Below are 14983 nucleotides of genomic sequence, written 5' to 3'. Positions count from 1 at the left end.
GCTTTTAACCTTCGAGACTAATCATTGGACCCTCTTCATTTTTCAGTCGACGCCCACTAAAAGCAGCAAGCTATGGCCTATGGCTAAAGCTTTGTGGTCAGGTGAACGTCGAGAGGACGGGGTGGCGTCCTATCCACTAGGCTGGCTTGCTTATTCGCTGTTTCAGTTTGACCCGTATTGTCAGGACGGATCTTGAACCAGATGGCGTACATCGCTGGCAGGAACACCAGCGTCATGATGGTTCCGACGAATGTGCCTCCGATTAGCGTGTAGGCCAGCGTCCCCCAGAAGACGGAGTGTGTCAGCGGAATGAATGCCAGGATTGCCGCAAGCGCTGTCAGCAGTACCGGGCGGGCACGTTGTACCGTGGCTTCGACTACTGCGTGAAACGGGTCCAGCCCTTCTTGCGCGTTGTGATGGATTTGCCCAATCAGAATCAGCGTATTGCGCATCAAGATGCCCGACAACGCGATTAAACCGACCAGAGCATTGATACCAAACGGCTGCTGGAAGACAAGCAGTGTCGGTACCACACCAATCAACCCTAACGGCGAGGTAAGGAACACCATGATCAACGCCGAGATTGAACGGACCTGCAGAATGATGATGAGCAATGTCATGGCTATCATGATTGGCAGCAACGGTAAAATCGCCTTACCAGCCTTGCCTGACTCCTCGATTGCACCCGCCTGCTCAATCCGGTACCCGCCAGGCAGTTTCTCAATGATCGGCTGCAACTCCTTCATGACCACGCTTGAAACGTCGGGCGGCTGCAAGCCTTCGGCAATGTCACCACGCACGGTGATGGTCGGCATGCGGTCACGACGTCGGAGGGTCGGATCCTCCATACGAACATCGACCTCTCCCACCTGAGACAGCGGAATCCGCTGACCCGCCGTGCCTACCAGCGTAAAACCTTCTATCTTGGCGGGATCGAGCCTGATATCCCCCGCTGCGCGACCAACCACCTGCACCGAGCGAATGTCCTCACGAACTGCGGTGATCGGTACTCCGGCCAGCAGGAACTGCAGTTGCTGCGCGACTGAGCTTGACGTCAACCCCACCGCCTCCAGGCGATCCTGATCCAGAGCGAAATGCAGCGTCGGCGTCAGCGGTCCCCAATCGGTGTTGACGGTTCTCATCATCGGGCTCGACTGCAACACGTCCTGTACCTGGCCCGCAATCTCACGCAACTTTGACGGATCAGGTCCCATCACCCGGTAGGCCACCGGAAATGGCGAATAAGGACCAAATACAATTTGAGACGCCCTGACACGAGCCTCTGGGGCGAGTCCTTCAGCGACCGCTTCGCGAAAGCGGAGTTTGAGGGTTTCACGTGCCTCCTGACTGTCCGTCAGCACTACGATCTTCGCGAACGATGGATCGGGCAGTTCTGGCGCCATCGCCAGGAAGAAGCGTGGCGCCCCCTGCCCAATATAGGCCGTGACGATTTTTGCCTCTTCCTGCTTTTGCAGCCAGGCCTCGACCTTTGCGGCAGTGGCACTGGTCTGCTCGATGGAGGTTCCGTAGGGCATTTGCACCTCGACCATTACCTCGGGACGGTCAGAGGTCGGGAAGAACTGCTTCTTCACCAGGCTCATGCCTAAAACTGCCACGAAAAGCAGCGTGATAACCGTGCCAGCCACCAGCCATTTGCGGGCGATGACCCGTGTCAGAACTCCGCGAAAGCGGTTGTAACGGGGAGTGTTGTAGATAGCCGCATGCCCACCCTCTACCTTCTTGATGTTTGGCAACAACTTCACCCCAAGGTAAGGGGTGAAGGCCACCGCGACGACCCAGGAAGCGATCAAAGCAATGCCCACGATCCAGAACATGTTGCTGGTGTACTCGCCGGCTGTCGATTGCGCGAAGCCGTTCGGCAAAAAGCCGATAGCCGTCACTAGCGTACCGGCAAGCATCGGCGCGGCCGTATGACTCCAGGCGTACGCGCAAGCTTTGATGCGGTCGTAGCCCTCTTCCATTTTCACCACCATCATTTCGATGGCAATGATCGCGTCGTCCACCAGCAGTCCCAGCGCCAGAATCAACGAGCCGAGGGTAATACGGTCAAAGTTCTTTCCGGTGGCCGCCATCACCACAAACACTATCGCCAGCGTCAACGGTACCGCCGCTGCGACCACGAGGCCTACCCGCCAGCCCATGCTGAGAAAGCAGACAAGCATCACCACAAGCAGCGCGACAAAAAATTTGACCATGAACTCGCCAACGGCCGAGTCAATGTTCACCGCTTGATCAGTGACCTTGGTCAGCGTCATGCCCAGCGGCATGCCTTCATTTATCTTCGTCGTCTCGGCGTCCAGCGCCTTGCCCAGGTCCAGGCCATTCCAGCCCTCGCGCATTATGACCCCCAGCAACAAGGCCTCTTCGCCGTTATTGCGCACCAGGAAGGTGGCAGGGTCTTCGTAGCCTCGTTCAACCGTCGCCACGTCCGAGAGCTTCAAGGTGCGCCCCTGAATCGCCAGGGGCGTGTCACGAATTTTCTCCAATTTATCGAAAGCGCCATCCACCCGCAGGAAAACCTGCGGCCCGTTGGTTTCGATGGAACCGGCGGGTGTGAGCACGTTCTGGCTATTCAGCGCGGCGAAGATGTCCTGGGGAGAAACGCCCAAGGTGGCCAGTCGGTCATGGGAGAAGGACACAAAAATGCGCTCGGCTTGCTCACCGATGATGTTGACCTTCTTCACGCCCGGCACATGCAACAGTTGTTGGCGCAACGACTCTGCATCACGCACCAACAGTCGCTGCGGCTCGCCTTTGGCTTTGAGGGCGAAAAGCGCAAACGTCACGTCCGAATACTCGTCATTGACCAATGGCCCGATCACACCCGCCGGTAGCTTGGTGGCTTCGTCGTCGAGCTTTTTACGCGCCTGATAGAACTCCTCCTGCACTTGCGAGGGCGGCGTGCTATCGAGCAGTGACACCATCGTGAAAGCGAGGCCAGGACGGGTGTAGGTTTCCGTGCGGTCGTACCATTTCAGTTCTTGCAGGCGTTTTTCAAGTGGCTCTGCTACCTGATCCTGCATCTCCTGCGCCGTGGCGCCCGGCCACGCGGTAATGACCGTCAACTGCTTGACCGTAAACGGAGGATCTTCCGCACGTCCCAGCTGAAAGAACGCCAGGGTGCCTGCAACGGCAATCAGGAAGATCAGAAATACCGTAATAGATCGCTCACGAACGGCGATCGCGGAAAGATTGAAGCGCCCCTCGCTCATGGACGACCCCCGGCAACTTTGGCGTCATCCTGTTGAGGCAATCTCACCTGTTCACCTTCGCGCAACAGATGTGCGCCTAACGCTACGATCTGCTCGCCGATTTTGAGGTCGCCCGCGACTCGCACTGTGTCGTCGCTCAAGCCCAGGATTTGTACAGGTCGCCAGGCCACCTTCGCCGGCGTACCGGCGATGACCCACACGCCAGTGCCTTGGCCTGGGTCATAAACGGCAGCGATCGGTACTTGCAGCCCCTGCCCTTGCGCGGCGCCTTCAGCGATCCGAAGCGTGACGGTCGAACCTATTGGTGCATTGGCCAGCGCCCCCTCAAGCACATACCGCGCCTCGAAGGTGCGTGTCATTCGGTCGGCCGAGTCAGAAAGCAGCCTCAGCTTCGCTGCAACAGCATCCGTGGTATTGCCATAAAGCGTCGCCTGCGCGATGGATCCTGCCGCGGGGCGCAACGTCTCGGGCAGGTGCACGATGGCTTCGCGCTGCCCTGCCCGCGCCAATCGAACCACGGGCTGTCCCGGGCTGACAACTTGCCCGGGCTCGGCGAGCGTCTCCACCACAACGCCGTCGGAATCCGCAAACAGCACCGCATAACCAGAAGCATTGCGAGCTACATCAGCCTGCGCTTCAGCGGCGCCAAGCTGCGCCTTTGCGGTATCCGCTGCGGCTTTGATCTGGTCATAGGCCGATGCAGAAATAGCACCTGCGGCGACCAGGTCGCGATACCGAGCCTCGTCATCTGCAGTCTGCTTGGCTCGGGCCCGAGCGGCTATGACCGACTCTTGCTGTGCGCGCGCCTGCAACCCCAGATCGATTGGGTCGAGGCGCATGAGTGGCTGACCACGTTTAACGGTCTGACCGGTGTCAACCAGACGCTCAAGCACCTTGCCTGATACCCGAAAACCCAGATCGCCCTGGACGCGGGCAGCCACGACACCCGTGAAAGAACGTGAGGCGTCGGAGGCCCCCTGAACCGCTGCGGACCTGACCAGAGGAGCATGCGTGCGCGGATCTTCAACGGTGGATGAGTCGCCACATGCCGTCAGGACAAGAGGCAACAAGCAAGCGGCAATGGGGGAAGGTCGAAGCCGGCGCATAGATTCCCTTACTTAAAAATAGGACGAGCGCCACATTCTCAGTCTAGTGACCATATGTGTCAATGGTCACGAACCATGAAACATTCAGCTTCTCAAGATCAACACCGAAACCGTCGCCGCCCCCGAGAAGAAACCAACATTCGCTCAAATCGCCTCAATTGACAGAGTGTGACTATTTAGTAATATGGTCACAAATATCCTCTATTGAAGGAATCTCAATGCCTCCCCTCCGTCCAATCGCTCTTTTGGTCAGCGCCGGCTTATCGGCAGGTTGCGCGGTCGGTCCGGACTACCATCGTCCAGACGCTCCGCTCTCGGATCGTTACTTGGGTCAGCCTTCTGTCGAACAGCGTCGTGGAGCGACGCCGACCAGCCTTGTAGCTTGGTGGGAAGGCTTTGGTGATCCAGTGCTAACCGACTTCATCTCCAAGGCGCTTGAGCAGAATCTGGACCTGGCGCAGGTATCGGCGCGAGTCACACAGGCGCGGGCCGGACTAGGTGCTGCAAATGCCGCTTTACTCCCCTCAGGGAACATCAGCGGACAGGCCGCACGCTCCTACCAGTCAATCGAGACGCCGCTCGGCCAGGTGTTGAACTCAACGCCTGGCAATGATCGGTACGCAAGCGCCTACGAGGCCAACCTCGATGCCAGCTGGGAGGTAGATGTCTTTGGCGGATTGCGCCGCGGACGCGAGGCTGCTCTGGCCGAGTACCAGGCTTCCCAGGCAGGCGTCGCCGCCACACGATTGGCCATCGCCGCGCAGACCGCTGATATCTACATCACTGTCCGCGGACTGCAGACCCGGCTGGACATTGCGAACCGACAAGTCAAAACACAGCAGGAGCTACTAGAGAAAGTCCAATTGCTCTACAGCAAGGGGCTCGCCGCCAACTATCAGGTTCGCCAGACCGAGGGGGCGCTATCGCAGGTCCAAGCGACAGTGCCTGTCCTGCAGACCGGCCTGGATGCTGCCATGAATGCGCTGGATGTAATGCTCGGCACGCCGCCAGGTACTCACCGCACACAACTGGCAAGTGCGGGGAGCATTCCTGTAGCGCCGCAGTTAAAGGCGATGGGAACGCCGGCCGATTTGCTGCGCCGCAGGCCAGACCTCATTGTGGCTGAGCGCCGTCTTGCGGCCTCAAACGCACGCATCGGGGAGGCGATTGCCGAGTACTACCCGAAATTCTCCCTTAGCGCATTGCTGGGCAGTGCCACGGCTGTATCCGCAGGCAATCTTTTCACCAGCGGCGCCAGCCAGTCGGCGGGCGTATTGGGACTGCGCTGGAGGCTCTTCGACTTCGGTCGCATAAACGCCCAAATCGACCAAGCCAAGGGGCAGGAAGCCGAAACCCTGGCCGCTTACCATCAGTCCGTGCTGCGCGCCACCGAGGATGTCGAGAACGCGTTCTCCTCACTGGTGAATCGGGAAGCTCAAGCAACCACCCTCACCGGGGGAGAGGCGTCTCTGACACAGGCTCGCCAATCGTCGTTCATTGCCTATGAGAAAGGCACGGCCAGCCTGATCGATGTCCTGCACGCCGACGAGACGATGCTGCAGGCTTCCGATGCTCGGGCACAAGCGCGAACGGAATCGGCACGAGCGGCGGTTGCGGCATTCAAATCGCTAGGGGGTGGCTGGCAACCACCTGAAGCCATGTGACCAATTCAGCTAATGGTCACAACACAGATAAATAAGATGCCCTTCGACGGATGGACGAAGGGCAAAGTGAGAGCCGTTTGGTGATCTGTCGCTTACCCAGGGTATACCGTAAACCTTTAGCCGAAGGTCAAGGCATGAGGCTACGCAAGATGAGGTTGGAGGTGAGCGTGGGCGCCTCCTCGACGAAATCGAGGTTGTACTGCAACAGCAAAGGGTTGACGAATGGTCGCAGCGCGAGATGTATCGCTTCTACTGTCTCGTCCAGCGGAGTCTTGCGCTCAAATTCACCAATCTCTCGCCCCTCCCGCACGATTTGCAAAACGAAGCGTTTGATCTGTGCGTCATAAACCTGCGAACTGGGCCAGCTTTCCGACGCCGCGAACGCTGCGATGTCATAGAGTTTTCGGTCGTTAAAGAACAGATCCACACCTGTGGCGATCACAGTTTTGACCAAACGTCGAAAGCGCTCCGTCGGCGACAGGTCTTCTACATTGATAGCCTGCTCCACAGCCGCGACGATTTCTGCCAGGCAATTTGCGCAGATGGCTTCACCGATCGCCTGCTTGGAATCAAAAAATTTGTAGATGTAGGCCTTTGAAAACCCGATGGCCTTGGCCAGGTCGGAAACCGTGGTTTTACCATAGCCGTATTGACTGAAGTGTTCGTTGGCTGCCGCGACAATCTGGTCTCGAATGTCGTGATCGGCTGGGCCACGGGGGCTGGGCGAAGATGAAGATATCGATGGCTGATTCATGGGAACAGCTTACTCATCCTATCGAGGACTGACAACTTGTGACCGATAAGACATATAGTCACAAATCGACCGTTTTGAGCGACTTTTCCGAGCAATCACAAACTTCAGTCGATCAGGCGCGAACCGGGCTGACGCTTGAGTGATCGAACATGACGGATTAACGTTCCGCAAGCTCATCGTCGCTAAGTAGTTTCCATGCACTTGGCGTCGTGCAGGTGACGAAGCTCAGCCCAGACTATAAGGGCTGTCATAGCCGGGCCGAGTGCATGACCAAGCGCTGTCAGCGCGTACTCCACTCGCGGCGGTACTTGAAAGATGTCTTCCACAGCGATTACACCGCTGATGAGATGCGGCCGGCGCTGAATGCCGCAGTCAAGGGAGCGAAAATTAGCCGAGGTTGCTGCGAGGTGCCGTCTCCAAGACGGGTTCGGGGAACGGAACCGCGAACGAAGGTGTCATCTGTATTAGGCACCGTGGTGTCGCAATCCTGTTGGAATAGAAAGGTGGTTTTCATGAACAATATTATCTACATCGTCGGGGCTGTTGTGATTGTCCTGGTTATTCTGTCGTTTGTCGGTCTTGTATAGCCTTAGCTGCTGAGCACGTTCATTGACTCATCAGTTTGTGCTAACGACTTTTTGAAGGTGTCGGGGTGAGTTACTGAAGATACCTCTATGAGACACCCCAAGCGCTGCCAGCTGAGAACCGTCCTGATGACGCCGGTCGCGGCGAGATCGCACGTCCACTCAGCCAAGGTAGAACTTGAAGAACGAGGGCCTGCCTGGTGGAACAACGGCAGTCCAGATGACCGGTAATTTCGCGACCGTTTAGATGAATGCTGTCTGACATGGCGTATTTATGTTGCTACCCCCTGCCCTCGCAACATCGCAATATCCCGCTTGGGGGGTACGCCAAACAGACGGCTGTATTCTCGGCTGAACTGCGACGGGCTTTCATAGCCGACCTTGTACGCTGCGCTTGATACTTCCTGATGCTCGTTGAGCATCAATCGCCTCGCCTCGTTCAATCGCAACCACTTCTGGTACTGCAACGGGCTCATCGAGGTGAGCTGGCGGAAGTGGTGATGAAAGGTGGGTGTGCTCATCTGCACTCGCGCCGCAAGTTCTTCGACGCGAAGCGCCGAGGCGTAATTCAACTTCAGCCAGTCGATGGCTTTTGCGATGCGATAACCCTGGCCATCGACCGAGGTAATCTGCCGCAACCTGGCAGCCTGATCACTCTTCAAGAGACGATAGTGAATTTCGCGCTGAATCAGGGGCGCAAGCACAGGGATGGCTTCAGGTTCATCGAGTAGCGCCAGCAAGCGCTCGAACGACGCCAACATGGCAGGCGTTACTGAACCAATCCCTACACCTTTCACCACTGATCGTTCACGGGTTGGCGGCAAGTCACCCTGCACTATCAGCTCAGCCAGCATGCGCAGATCCAGCTTCAAAGTCAGCCCCAGACATGGCTGCTCCGGGCTTGCCGCCAGCACCTCTGAATTGGCAGGCAAGTCCAATGAGGTGATCAGAAATCGCGACGTGTCATAAGGGTAGCTCTCGCCACCTACCCACAACTGTTTCTCACCTTGGGCGACGAGGATGATGCTTGGCTCGACCATGCAGACGACGGGCGGCGATGGATGTTCGCGCCTGAAAAAGCCGAGGCCCGTAATGGGCGTTCCGTAGTCACCTGGTTCCGGGATCTGCGCGCCAATGATCTGCGCAAGCGTTTCTTGTGGCGATAGGTATTGAGCAGCGGTGTCGTGTTTGATCGTCATGTTCGTCTTGTACCTCTTCGCTGAACTCTAACTCGCCCGCTCGCGACCGTCCTGCAAAAAAACAGAGACTCATAGAATCAGGCAAGTAATCCAGCGCAATGCACTACAGGGAGTCTGGGCAGGGCCGGAGAATGTTCATCCGACAAAGCCATCGAGGACTCTCCCATGCTTGTACAAGCCTATGGTGCTCATGCGGGCGACAAGCCCCTTGAGCCGTTGCAAATCATTCGCCGTACACCCGCCGCCCATGACGTTCAGATCGATATCGCATTTTGCGGCATCTGCCATTCGGACTTGCATCAGGTACGAGCCGAGTGGGCCGGCACGCAATTTCCTTGCGTACCGGGGCACGAAATTGTGGGTCGTGTATCGGCGGTAGGCGCGCATGTTTCGGATTTCAAAGTCGGCGATCTGGTCGGCGTCGGTTGCATCGTCGACAGCTGCAAACACTGTGAAGACTGTGCCACGGGTCTGGAAAACTATTGCGACGGCATGGTCGGCACCTACAACTTCCCGACCCCGGACGAGCCCGGCTGGACGCTCGGCGGCTACTCGCAAAACATCGTGGTGCATGAACGTTATGTTCTGCGTATCCGCCATCCCGAAGAACAACTGGCCGCCGTCGCACCCCTGCTGTGTGCGGGCATCACCACCTATTCCCCATTACGTCGCTGGAACGCCGGGCCGGGCAAGAAAATCGGCGTGGTCGGCATCGGTGGCCTGGGCCACATGGGCATCAAGCTGGCCCACGCGATGGGCGCCCACGTCGTGGCGTTCACCACTTCTGAATCCAAGCGCGAAGCGGCGAAGCAACTGGGCGCCGACGAGGTTGTCGTGTCGCGCAACGTTGAAGAGATGGCCGCGCATGCCCGGAGCTTTGACTTCATTCTGAACACCGTCGCAGCCCCCCACGATCTCGATGCCTTCCTTGTTCTGCTCAAGCGCGATGGCGCGCTGACCCTGGTCGGTGCGCCCGCCTCGCCGCATCCATCGCCCAATGTGTTCAACCTGATCATGAAACGACGAACGATTGCCGGCTCGATGATCGGCGGTATCCCCGAGACGCAGGAGATGCTGGATTTCTGCGCCGAGCACGACATCGTCGCCGACATCGAGTTGGTTCGGGTCGATCAGATCAATGAATCCTATGAGCGGATGCTCAAGGGCGACGTCAAGTATCGCTTCGTGATCGACAACGCCACATTGGCTGGCTAAGCGAAGGCGCCAGCGAATAACCACCCAATCGAAAGGACTATCCAGTGAAAGGCATTTTGCTTGCCCTAGGGCTGCTTGTTACCTCTTTTTCTTCAACGGGAGCCGATCTGTCGAACGGCGCGGACAACTTCTACAAAAGCGAAAAAGTGACGGTAGAAAAGGTCACCTTCAAGAATCAATACGGCATGAAGGTGGTGGGCAACCTGTTCACCCTGAAAGGCCTCGACCCGAAAACGAAAAATGCAGCCATCATCGTGGGCCATCCCATGGGTGCGGTAAAGGAACAGAGTGCGAACCTGTACGCCAGCAAAATGGCCGAGCAGGGGTTTGTCACGCTGTCGCTGGACTTGTCCTTCTGGGGCGAGAGCGAGGGCACGCCTCGCCAAGCTGTTTCGCCAGATATCTACGCGGAAGACTTCAGTGCCGCTGTGGACTTTCTCGGCACTCACCCGATCGTCAATCGTGAACGAATCGGCGTCCTCGGCATCTGTGGCAGTGGCAGCTTCGCCATCAGCGCGGCCAAGATCGATCCGCGTCTGAAGGCCATCGCCACCGTCAGCATGTACGACATGGGCGCGGCCAATCGTAACGGCCTCAAGCACGGTGTAACGGTAGAACAACGCCAGCAGATCATTCGCGAAGCGAGCGAGCAGCGCTATGCCGAATTCCAGGGCGGTGAAATCCGCTACACCGGCGGCACGCCGCTCAAACTGACCGGCAACGCCGTAGGCGACGAGTTCTACAACTTTTATCGCACCCCGCGAGGCGAAGTCACTCCGGCTGGCGCATCGGCGCAGACAACCACCATGCCGATGCAGACCAGCAACGTGAAGTTCATGAACTTCTATCCGTTCAACGACATCGAGACTATCTCCCCTCGCCCGCTGCTGCTCATTGCTGGCGCCCAAGCACACTCACGCGAGTTCAGTGAGGATGCCTACAAACGGGCTGCCGAACCCAAAGAACTGCTCATCATTCCAGATGCCGGGCATGTGGATCTTTACGACCGGGTCGACCTCATTCCATTCGCCAAGTTGACCACGTTCTTCAAAAGCAACCTGAAGTAGCTTGCCGGTGCCCCGGCCGGGCACCGGTTATCTCGCGGCCTCGTTCCCGGGGTCGCGACGCTTCGCGCATTACAGGATTCAATCAATGACCCGTCACTCCCTCCCAGCCCACCGGAGCACTGAACAATCGTGGGGCGCCGTATTCGCCATGTCGCTCGCTGCCTTCGTCCTGGTGGCATCGGAATTCATGCCGGTCAGCCTGCTGACGCCGATTGCCGCCGATTTGCATATCACCGAGGGGCAAGCGGGCCAGGGCCTTTCCGTCTCTGGGTTGTTTGCGCTGTTTGCCAGCCTCCTGATTGCTTCAGTGGCTGCGCGGGTCGACCGCAAACCGCTGCTCCTTTCCCTGACACTGTTGATGATCCTTTCCGGAACAGTGGTTGCGTTCGCGCCGAACTACTGGATGTTCATGATCGGCCGCGCGTTGATCGGTGTGGCGATAGGCGGCTTCTGGTCGCTGTCGGCGGCAACCGCCATGCGCCTGGTGCCTGATGACCAGATCACTCGCGCAATGGCAATCGTCAACGGCGGCAACGCTCTGGCGACAGTGATTGCAGCACCTTTGGGCAGTTTTCTCGGCGCCTTGATCGGCTGGCGCGGCGCATTCTTGTGCGTCATTCCGGTCGCGATAGTCGCCTCTGCCTGGCTTCTGTTCAGCCTTCCAGCGATGAAGTCGCAGTGCGGTTCAGGCACTGGAAATGTCTTCAGGTTGATGCAAAGCCTACCGGTCGCGTTAGGCATGGTGGCGGTCAGCGTCTTTTTCATGGGTCAGTTCATGCTGTTTACCTATTTGCGCCCCTTCCTTGAAACGGTCACGCACGTCAGTGTTTCCATGCTGTCGCTGATGTTGCTCGTCCTGGGTCTGGCGGGCCTCGCGGGAACCTTCCTGATTGAACCATTCTTGAAAAATGGCCTGCATCGCACCCTCATCGTCATCCCGATCTTGATGGCGGTGATTGCACTGGCGCTGGTTTCGTTCGGCAGTTCGGCCGCAACCACGACTGTCTTGCTGGGCCTCTGGGGATTGGTTGCGACTGCTGCACCGGTGGGATGGTGGACATGGCTGGCCAGAACATTGCCAGAGGCTGCTGAAGCGGGAGGCGGCTTAATGGTGGCGATCATTCAACTGGCCATTGCATCGGGAGCAACCGTGGGCGGGCTGGTCTTTGACTCAAGCGGTTATCGAACGACCTTCGAGCTGAGCGCCGCGTTGCTGGGCGTGGCGGCTGTTCTTGCCTTCCTGGCTGCACGCGCAACCTCGCGGGAGCCTGTTGCATCGGAGAGCATCGCTTGAAAAAACACAAGATGCGCCAAGGCGAGTCTTGTGGTCCCAGTGGAGCAATCGGTTGCTGACTAGACGGTAAAATCAGCGCGCACTATCGATGATCTGACCACCGTCCGGCGTCAGGCTATACCCCGTCAAAAATTGCCCATCTTTACTGGCGAGAAACAGCACCACCGGCGCAATGTCCTCTTCGGGCGATCCATAACGGCCAAGTACGTTAGTCGGAGCAGGCACATCCGCCGCAACTTCGCTGTGGCGCGGCCGATGCCGCGACCGGCTCCAGTGACGATGGCTACTTTCCCATTGAGTCGAGTCATATAAGTCTCCTTTTATTTAAGAGGCGTCTGGATGACCGCCGTCAGCGGTGGGTAAGGCGACGGAAGATCGCGAACAGCGTTTTGTGTCATGAAGGAGGCAACCAAGAGGATGAGTCCTACAACTGCCGGGATAGAGCCTTTGGGCTTGCGAACACCCAGGTGTGCTAAAGCGGAAAGCAGCAGGTGATAAAACATGCCGACATAGGCAAGATCACTGAGCGCCACGTTAAAGCGCCACAGAATCGCGGCAGGCCCAAGTACCTTGACCACGATCATGAAAGGCACCAGGTAGGAGGCTGAATAGCCCAACTCCGCTTGTGCATTTCGAACATAGTCGCCCTTGGCGATGTACATGGAGGCGGAAGCGAAATAGAGCAGCGACAGCAGTGCCGTGCTGATCCAATAAACATAGTTTTCGATCATGAGGTTTTCCTGAGCAAGTGTTAATACGTCGACTCAGGCCAAAGATGTCGCCTAATATGAAAAGCTACAAGTAGGATGAAAAAGTGGTGCTTAGTATGGAAAACCAGACCAATGGTGATGATCAGATCAACATGCACGAGGAAATGCGCCGTGCATTTGCGCTGCTTTCAGGCAAGTGGAAGCTGGAAATCATGTGGTTGTTGAACCAGCGGATCTATCGTTTCGGAGAACTGCGCAAGGCGATTAGCGGCATCACCCAGCACATGCTGACGGCACAACTTCGTGAGCTCGAAAACGATGGGCTGGTGTCGCGAACAGTCTTCGCAGAAGTGCCCCCTCGCGTCGAATATGAAATGACGGCAAAGGCCCGTGCGCTCGGGCCGACGATGGAGGCACTCGCGTTATGGTGGAGCGAGTATGGGAAAAGCGTGCCGGTGAAGCCAAACTCGCGCGGTCGCAAACCTGAAAGCACTTAAGCATCGGGCGATGGTGCCACCTGGAAACGGCAGCGACCATCGCGGCAGCCGCGAGACAAAGGAATGTGAATATGCGGCACTGGTTTGACGCAGGGGTGGCGAAAAGAATCGCCATCGTCTCGTTTCCGTTGATGGGGACGATGGTCGGCAATTTATTGATGATGCTTGTCGACAGGCTATGCCTGGCACACTACTCACAAGATACGCTGGCCGCCTCCGGTCCAGCAGTATTCACGAGCATGGCGATCATCGCTTTCTTCTGTAGCACCGTGGGCGTGTCACGTTCCTTTATTGCACAGGCGAATGGTCGATCGGGGCTCAGCGAGGCTTGGAATGAAGCCGCGCTGGGGCTGCTCCTTGGTATTGCCTGCGGTGCCCTGCTGTTTGTCGCCGCCCCGCTGATCGCGATGATCCCACAGCTCAGCTCCCGCCCACCGCAGATTGTCAGCCTCGAATCGCAGTACATGCTCTGGGCGGCGATTTTCGGTGGCGTAATGACGATCGACACAGCGCTGTCCTCGTTCTTCAACGGTGTGGGTCGAACCCGCGAAACGCTCATGGTCGGCATCGTTGGTCAAGTAGTCGACTCAATCTTCACCGTCGGCCTGGTCTTCGGAAAGTTCGGGCTGCCCGAAATGGGAATGGCCGGAGCCGCTATCGGTACGTTGATCGGCACTCTGTCCATGCTGACGTGCTACGCAGTAATGCTGCCTCGAGAAATCTGGCTTGAGTTGATGAACATCTTCATTGCCCGTAGCGAGCGCCTACTGCCCCGGCTGTTCTTCCGGCTGCGTAGAGGTGTTCCCAGTGGCTTATCCGCCGGGGTGGATCAGCTCGGCAACACTGCATTCATCTGGATAGTCGCGGTACTGGGCTCTAGTGCGCTAGCGGCAAACAACGTCAATCTGACGATCAATTACCTGGGCATCATCCCGATCATCGGTTTGGGTATTGGTTGCAGCATTCTGTGCGCCACTGCAGTGGGCAAGGAGCAATACACTGAGTTGGCAACGATCCTACGGGTGACCGTGACCATCGAGCTGCTCTACGTGCTGCTGGTTTCCACCGTTCAAATCACTTTGCCACAGGTCTTGCTCAAGGCTTTCGGCGACCTGGGGCACAACCCGGAGACCGTCGCCCTGGCCATCGATACACAACGCGTACTGTGGACATTCTCCGCCGCCTTTGTCTTCTCTATGACGGGTGCAGCCGTCTTGGAGAGTATTGGCATGGCCAGATTTTCGCTGGTCGTGCGCCTGGTTCTGATGTGGTTTATAAGCATTCCGTTGATCTATTACGTCGCGATGAGCAATCGCGATGTCCCGTCGTCGCTGATCACATGCTGGGTCATCGGTTCGGTGTTCGAATTTTTGATTGGCGCCATTTATTTCTGGCGAATCGCCAAAGCCATTCGAGGGGCCGAAAACCGTCTTCACGTCGATCCTCATCCGGCCAGCGAGAGCGCCCTATGAACCTGAATGAAGTCATTCGTTTCGCATCTTTAGCGATCAGCTGCTTTACAGAAAGTCTGGCACAGCTGTCCAGACGAGGCGGATTGGGTCACGCAACTCAAGACGCTACTGATCTGCTCACTAACGGTTTCGGGGTGGCCGTGTGGCTCCACAGCGGGCTACCCCCTTCCAGAAATGCCTCTATAAGA

General features: G+C 57.5%; 13 protein-coding genes. 6 read left to right on the top strand and 7 right to left on the bottom strand.

Going from position 1 to position 14983, the window contains the following annotated elements:
• Window positions 1–83 precede the first annotated feature (83 nt).
• Entirely contained in the window at window positions 84–3233 is a 3150-nt protein-coding gene (locus LOY38_RS12770; RefSeq protein WP_258700319.1) for an efflux RND transporter permease subunit, read from the bottom strand.
• Window positions 3230–4339: an efflux RND transporter periplasmic adaptor subunit gene (locus LOY38_RS12765; RefSeq protein WP_258700318.1), complete on the bottom strand. Its 1110-nt coding sequence runs from the start codon at window positions 4337–4339 to the stop codon at window positions 3230–3232. The genes LOY38_RS12770 and LOY38_RS12765 overlap by 4 nt, the downstream gene beginning before the upstream one ends.
• A gap of 218 nt (window positions 4340–4557) precedes the next feature.
• On the opposite strand from LOY38_RS12765, the gene LOY38_RS12760 reads away from it, so the two are divergent.
• Window positions 4558–6003, top strand: a complete 1446-nt coding sequence (locus LOY38_RS12760; protein ID WP_258700317.1) for an efflux transporter outer membrane subunit — start codon at window positions 4558–4560, stop codon at window positions 6001–6003.
• Window positions 6004–6130: 127 nt separating this feature from the next.
• Here the strand turns inward: LOY38_RS12760 and LOY38_RS12755 are convergent, their stop codons facing one another.
• From LOY38_RS12755 to LOY38_RS12745, 3 genes are all read right to left on the bottom strand, one after another.
• Window positions 6131–6757, bottom strand: coding sequence for a TetR/AcrR family transcriptional regulator (locus LOY38_RS12755; protein WP_258700316.1), 627 nt, complete (start codon window positions 6755–6757; stop codon window positions 6131–6133).
• Window positions 6758–6939: 182 nt separating this feature from the next.
• The gene (locus LOY38_RS12750) at window positions 6940–7089 is read right to left on the bottom strand and encodes a winged helix-turn-helix transcriptional regulator (protein WP_408980626.1); all 150 of its coding nucleotides are present in this window, start codon (window positions 7087–7089) and stop codon (window positions 6940–6942) included.
• A 524-nt stretch (window positions 7090–7613) separates the two neighbouring features.
• Window positions 7614–8540, bottom strand: a complete 927-nt coding sequence (locus LOY38_RS12745; RefSeq protein ID WP_258700315.1) for an AraC family transcriptional regulator — start codon at window positions 8538–8540, stop codon at window positions 7614–7616.
• A gap of 165 nt (window positions 8541–8705) precedes the next feature.
• Between LOY38_RS12745 and LOY38_RS12740 the strand changes: the two genes are divergently transcribed.
• The 3 genes from LOY38_RS12740 to LOY38_RS12730 all read left to right on the top strand — a co-directional run bounded on the left by LOY38_RS12740 (window position 8706) and on the right by LOY38_RS12730 (window position 12116).
• Window positions 8706–9755: an NAD(P)-dependent alcohol dehydrogenase gene (locus tag LOY38_RS12740; RefSeq protein ID WP_258700314.1), complete on the top strand. Its 1050-nt coding sequence runs from the start codon at window positions 8706–8708 to the stop codon at window positions 9753–9755.
• 44 nt (window positions 9756–9799) lie between these two features.
• The gene (locus LOY38_RS12735; protein WP_258700313.1) at window positions 9800–10822 is read left to right on the top strand and encodes an alpha/beta hydrolase; all 1023 of its coding nucleotides are present in this window, start codon (window positions 9800–9802) and stop codon (window positions 10820–10822) included.
• Between the two features lie 85 nt (window positions 10823–10907).
• On the top strand, window positions 10908–12116 hold the full coding sequence (locus LOY38_RS12730; RefSeq protein ID WP_258700312.1) for an MFS transporter: 1209 nt from the start codon (window positions 10908–10910) through the stop codon (window positions 12114–12116).
• Window positions 12117–12188: 72 nt separating this feature from the next.
• Here the strand turns inward: LOY38_RS12730 and LOY38_RS12725 are convergent, their stop codons facing one another.
• Both LOY38_RS12725 and LOY38_RS12720 read right to left on the bottom strand, forming a co-directional pair.
• On the bottom strand, window positions 12189–12341 hold the full coding sequence (locus tag LOY38_RS12725; protein ID WP_258700311.1) for a short-chain dehydrogenase/reductase: 153 nt from the start codon (window positions 12339–12341) through the stop codon (window positions 12189–12191).
• A 95-nt stretch (window positions 12342–12436) separates the two neighbouring features.
• Window positions 12437–12847, bottom strand: a complete 411-nt coding sequence (locus LOY38_RS12720) for a DoxX family protein (RefSeq protein WP_258700310.1) — start codon at window positions 12845–12847, stop codon at window positions 12437–12439.
• Between the two features lie 95 nt (window positions 12848–12942).
• On the opposite strand from LOY38_RS12720, the gene LOY38_RS12715 reads away from it, so the two are divergent.
• Together LOY38_RS12715 and LOY38_RS12710 are read left to right on the top strand one after the other, a co-directional pair.
• Window positions 12943–13323, top strand: a complete 381-nt coding sequence (locus tag LOY38_RS12715; protein WP_258700309.1) for a helix-turn-helix domain-containing protein — start codon at window positions 12943–12945, stop codon at window positions 13321–13323.
• Between the two features lie 71 nt (window positions 13324–13394).
• Window positions 13395–14795, top strand: a complete 1401-nt coding sequence (locus LOY38_RS12710; protein ID WP_258700308.1) for an MATE family efflux transporter — start codon at window positions 13395–13397, stop codon at window positions 14793–14795.
• Window positions 14796–14983 lie beyond the last annotated feature (188 nt).

This window comes from Pseudomonas sp. B21-015 (assembly GCF_024749285.1).
Taxonomy (GTDB): domain Bacteria; phylum Pseudomonadota; class Gammaproteobacteria; order Pseudomonadales; family Pseudomonadaceae; genus Aquipseudomonas.
Note: the sequence above shows the minus strand (reverse complement) of the source record. Positions and strands in the feature narration are given on the sequence as shown.

Bases quoted from the DNA above. Each gene is read 5' to 3' on its own strand.
- LOY38_RS12770 (WP_258700319.1), bottom strand. From the start codon at position 3,233: ATGAGCGAGGGGCGCTTCAATCTTTCCGCGATCGCCGTTCGTGAGCGA.
- LOY38_RS12765 (WP_258700318.1), bottom strand. From the start codon at position 4,339: ATGCGCCGGCTTCGACCTTCCCCCATTGCCGCTTGCTTGTTGCCTCTT.
- LOY38_RS12760 (WP_258700317.1), top strand. From the start codon at position 4,558: ATGCCTCCCCTCCGTCCAATCGCTCTTTTGGTCAGCGCCGGCTTATCG.
- LOY38_RS12755 (WP_258700316.1), bottom strand. From the start codon at position 6,757: ATGAATCAGCCATCGATATCTTCATCTTCGCCCAGCCCCCGTGGCCCA.
- LOY38_RS12745 (WP_258700315.1), bottom strand. From the start codon at position 8,540: ATGACGATCAAACACGACACCGCTGCTCAATACCTATCGCCACAAGAA.
- LOY38_RS12740 (WP_258700314.1), top strand. From the start codon at position 8,706: ATGCTTGTACAAGCCTATGGTGCTCATGCGGGCGACAAGCCCCTTGAG.
- LOY38_RS12730 (WP_258700312.1), top strand. From the start codon at position 10,908: ATGACCCGTCACTCCCTCCCAGCCCACCGGAGCACTGAACAATCGTGG.
- LOY38_RS12720 (WP_258700310.1), bottom strand. From the start codon at position 12,847: ATGATCGAAAACTATGTTTATTGGATCAGCACGGCACTGCTGTCGCTG.
- LOY38_RS12715 (WP_258700309.1), top strand. From the start codon at position 12,943: ATGGAAAACCAGACCAATGGTGATGATCAGATCAACATGCACGAGGAA.
- LOY38_RS12710 (WP_258700308.1), top strand. From the start codon at position 13,395: ATGCGGCACTGGTTTGACGCAGGGGTGGCGAAAAGAATCGCCATCGTC.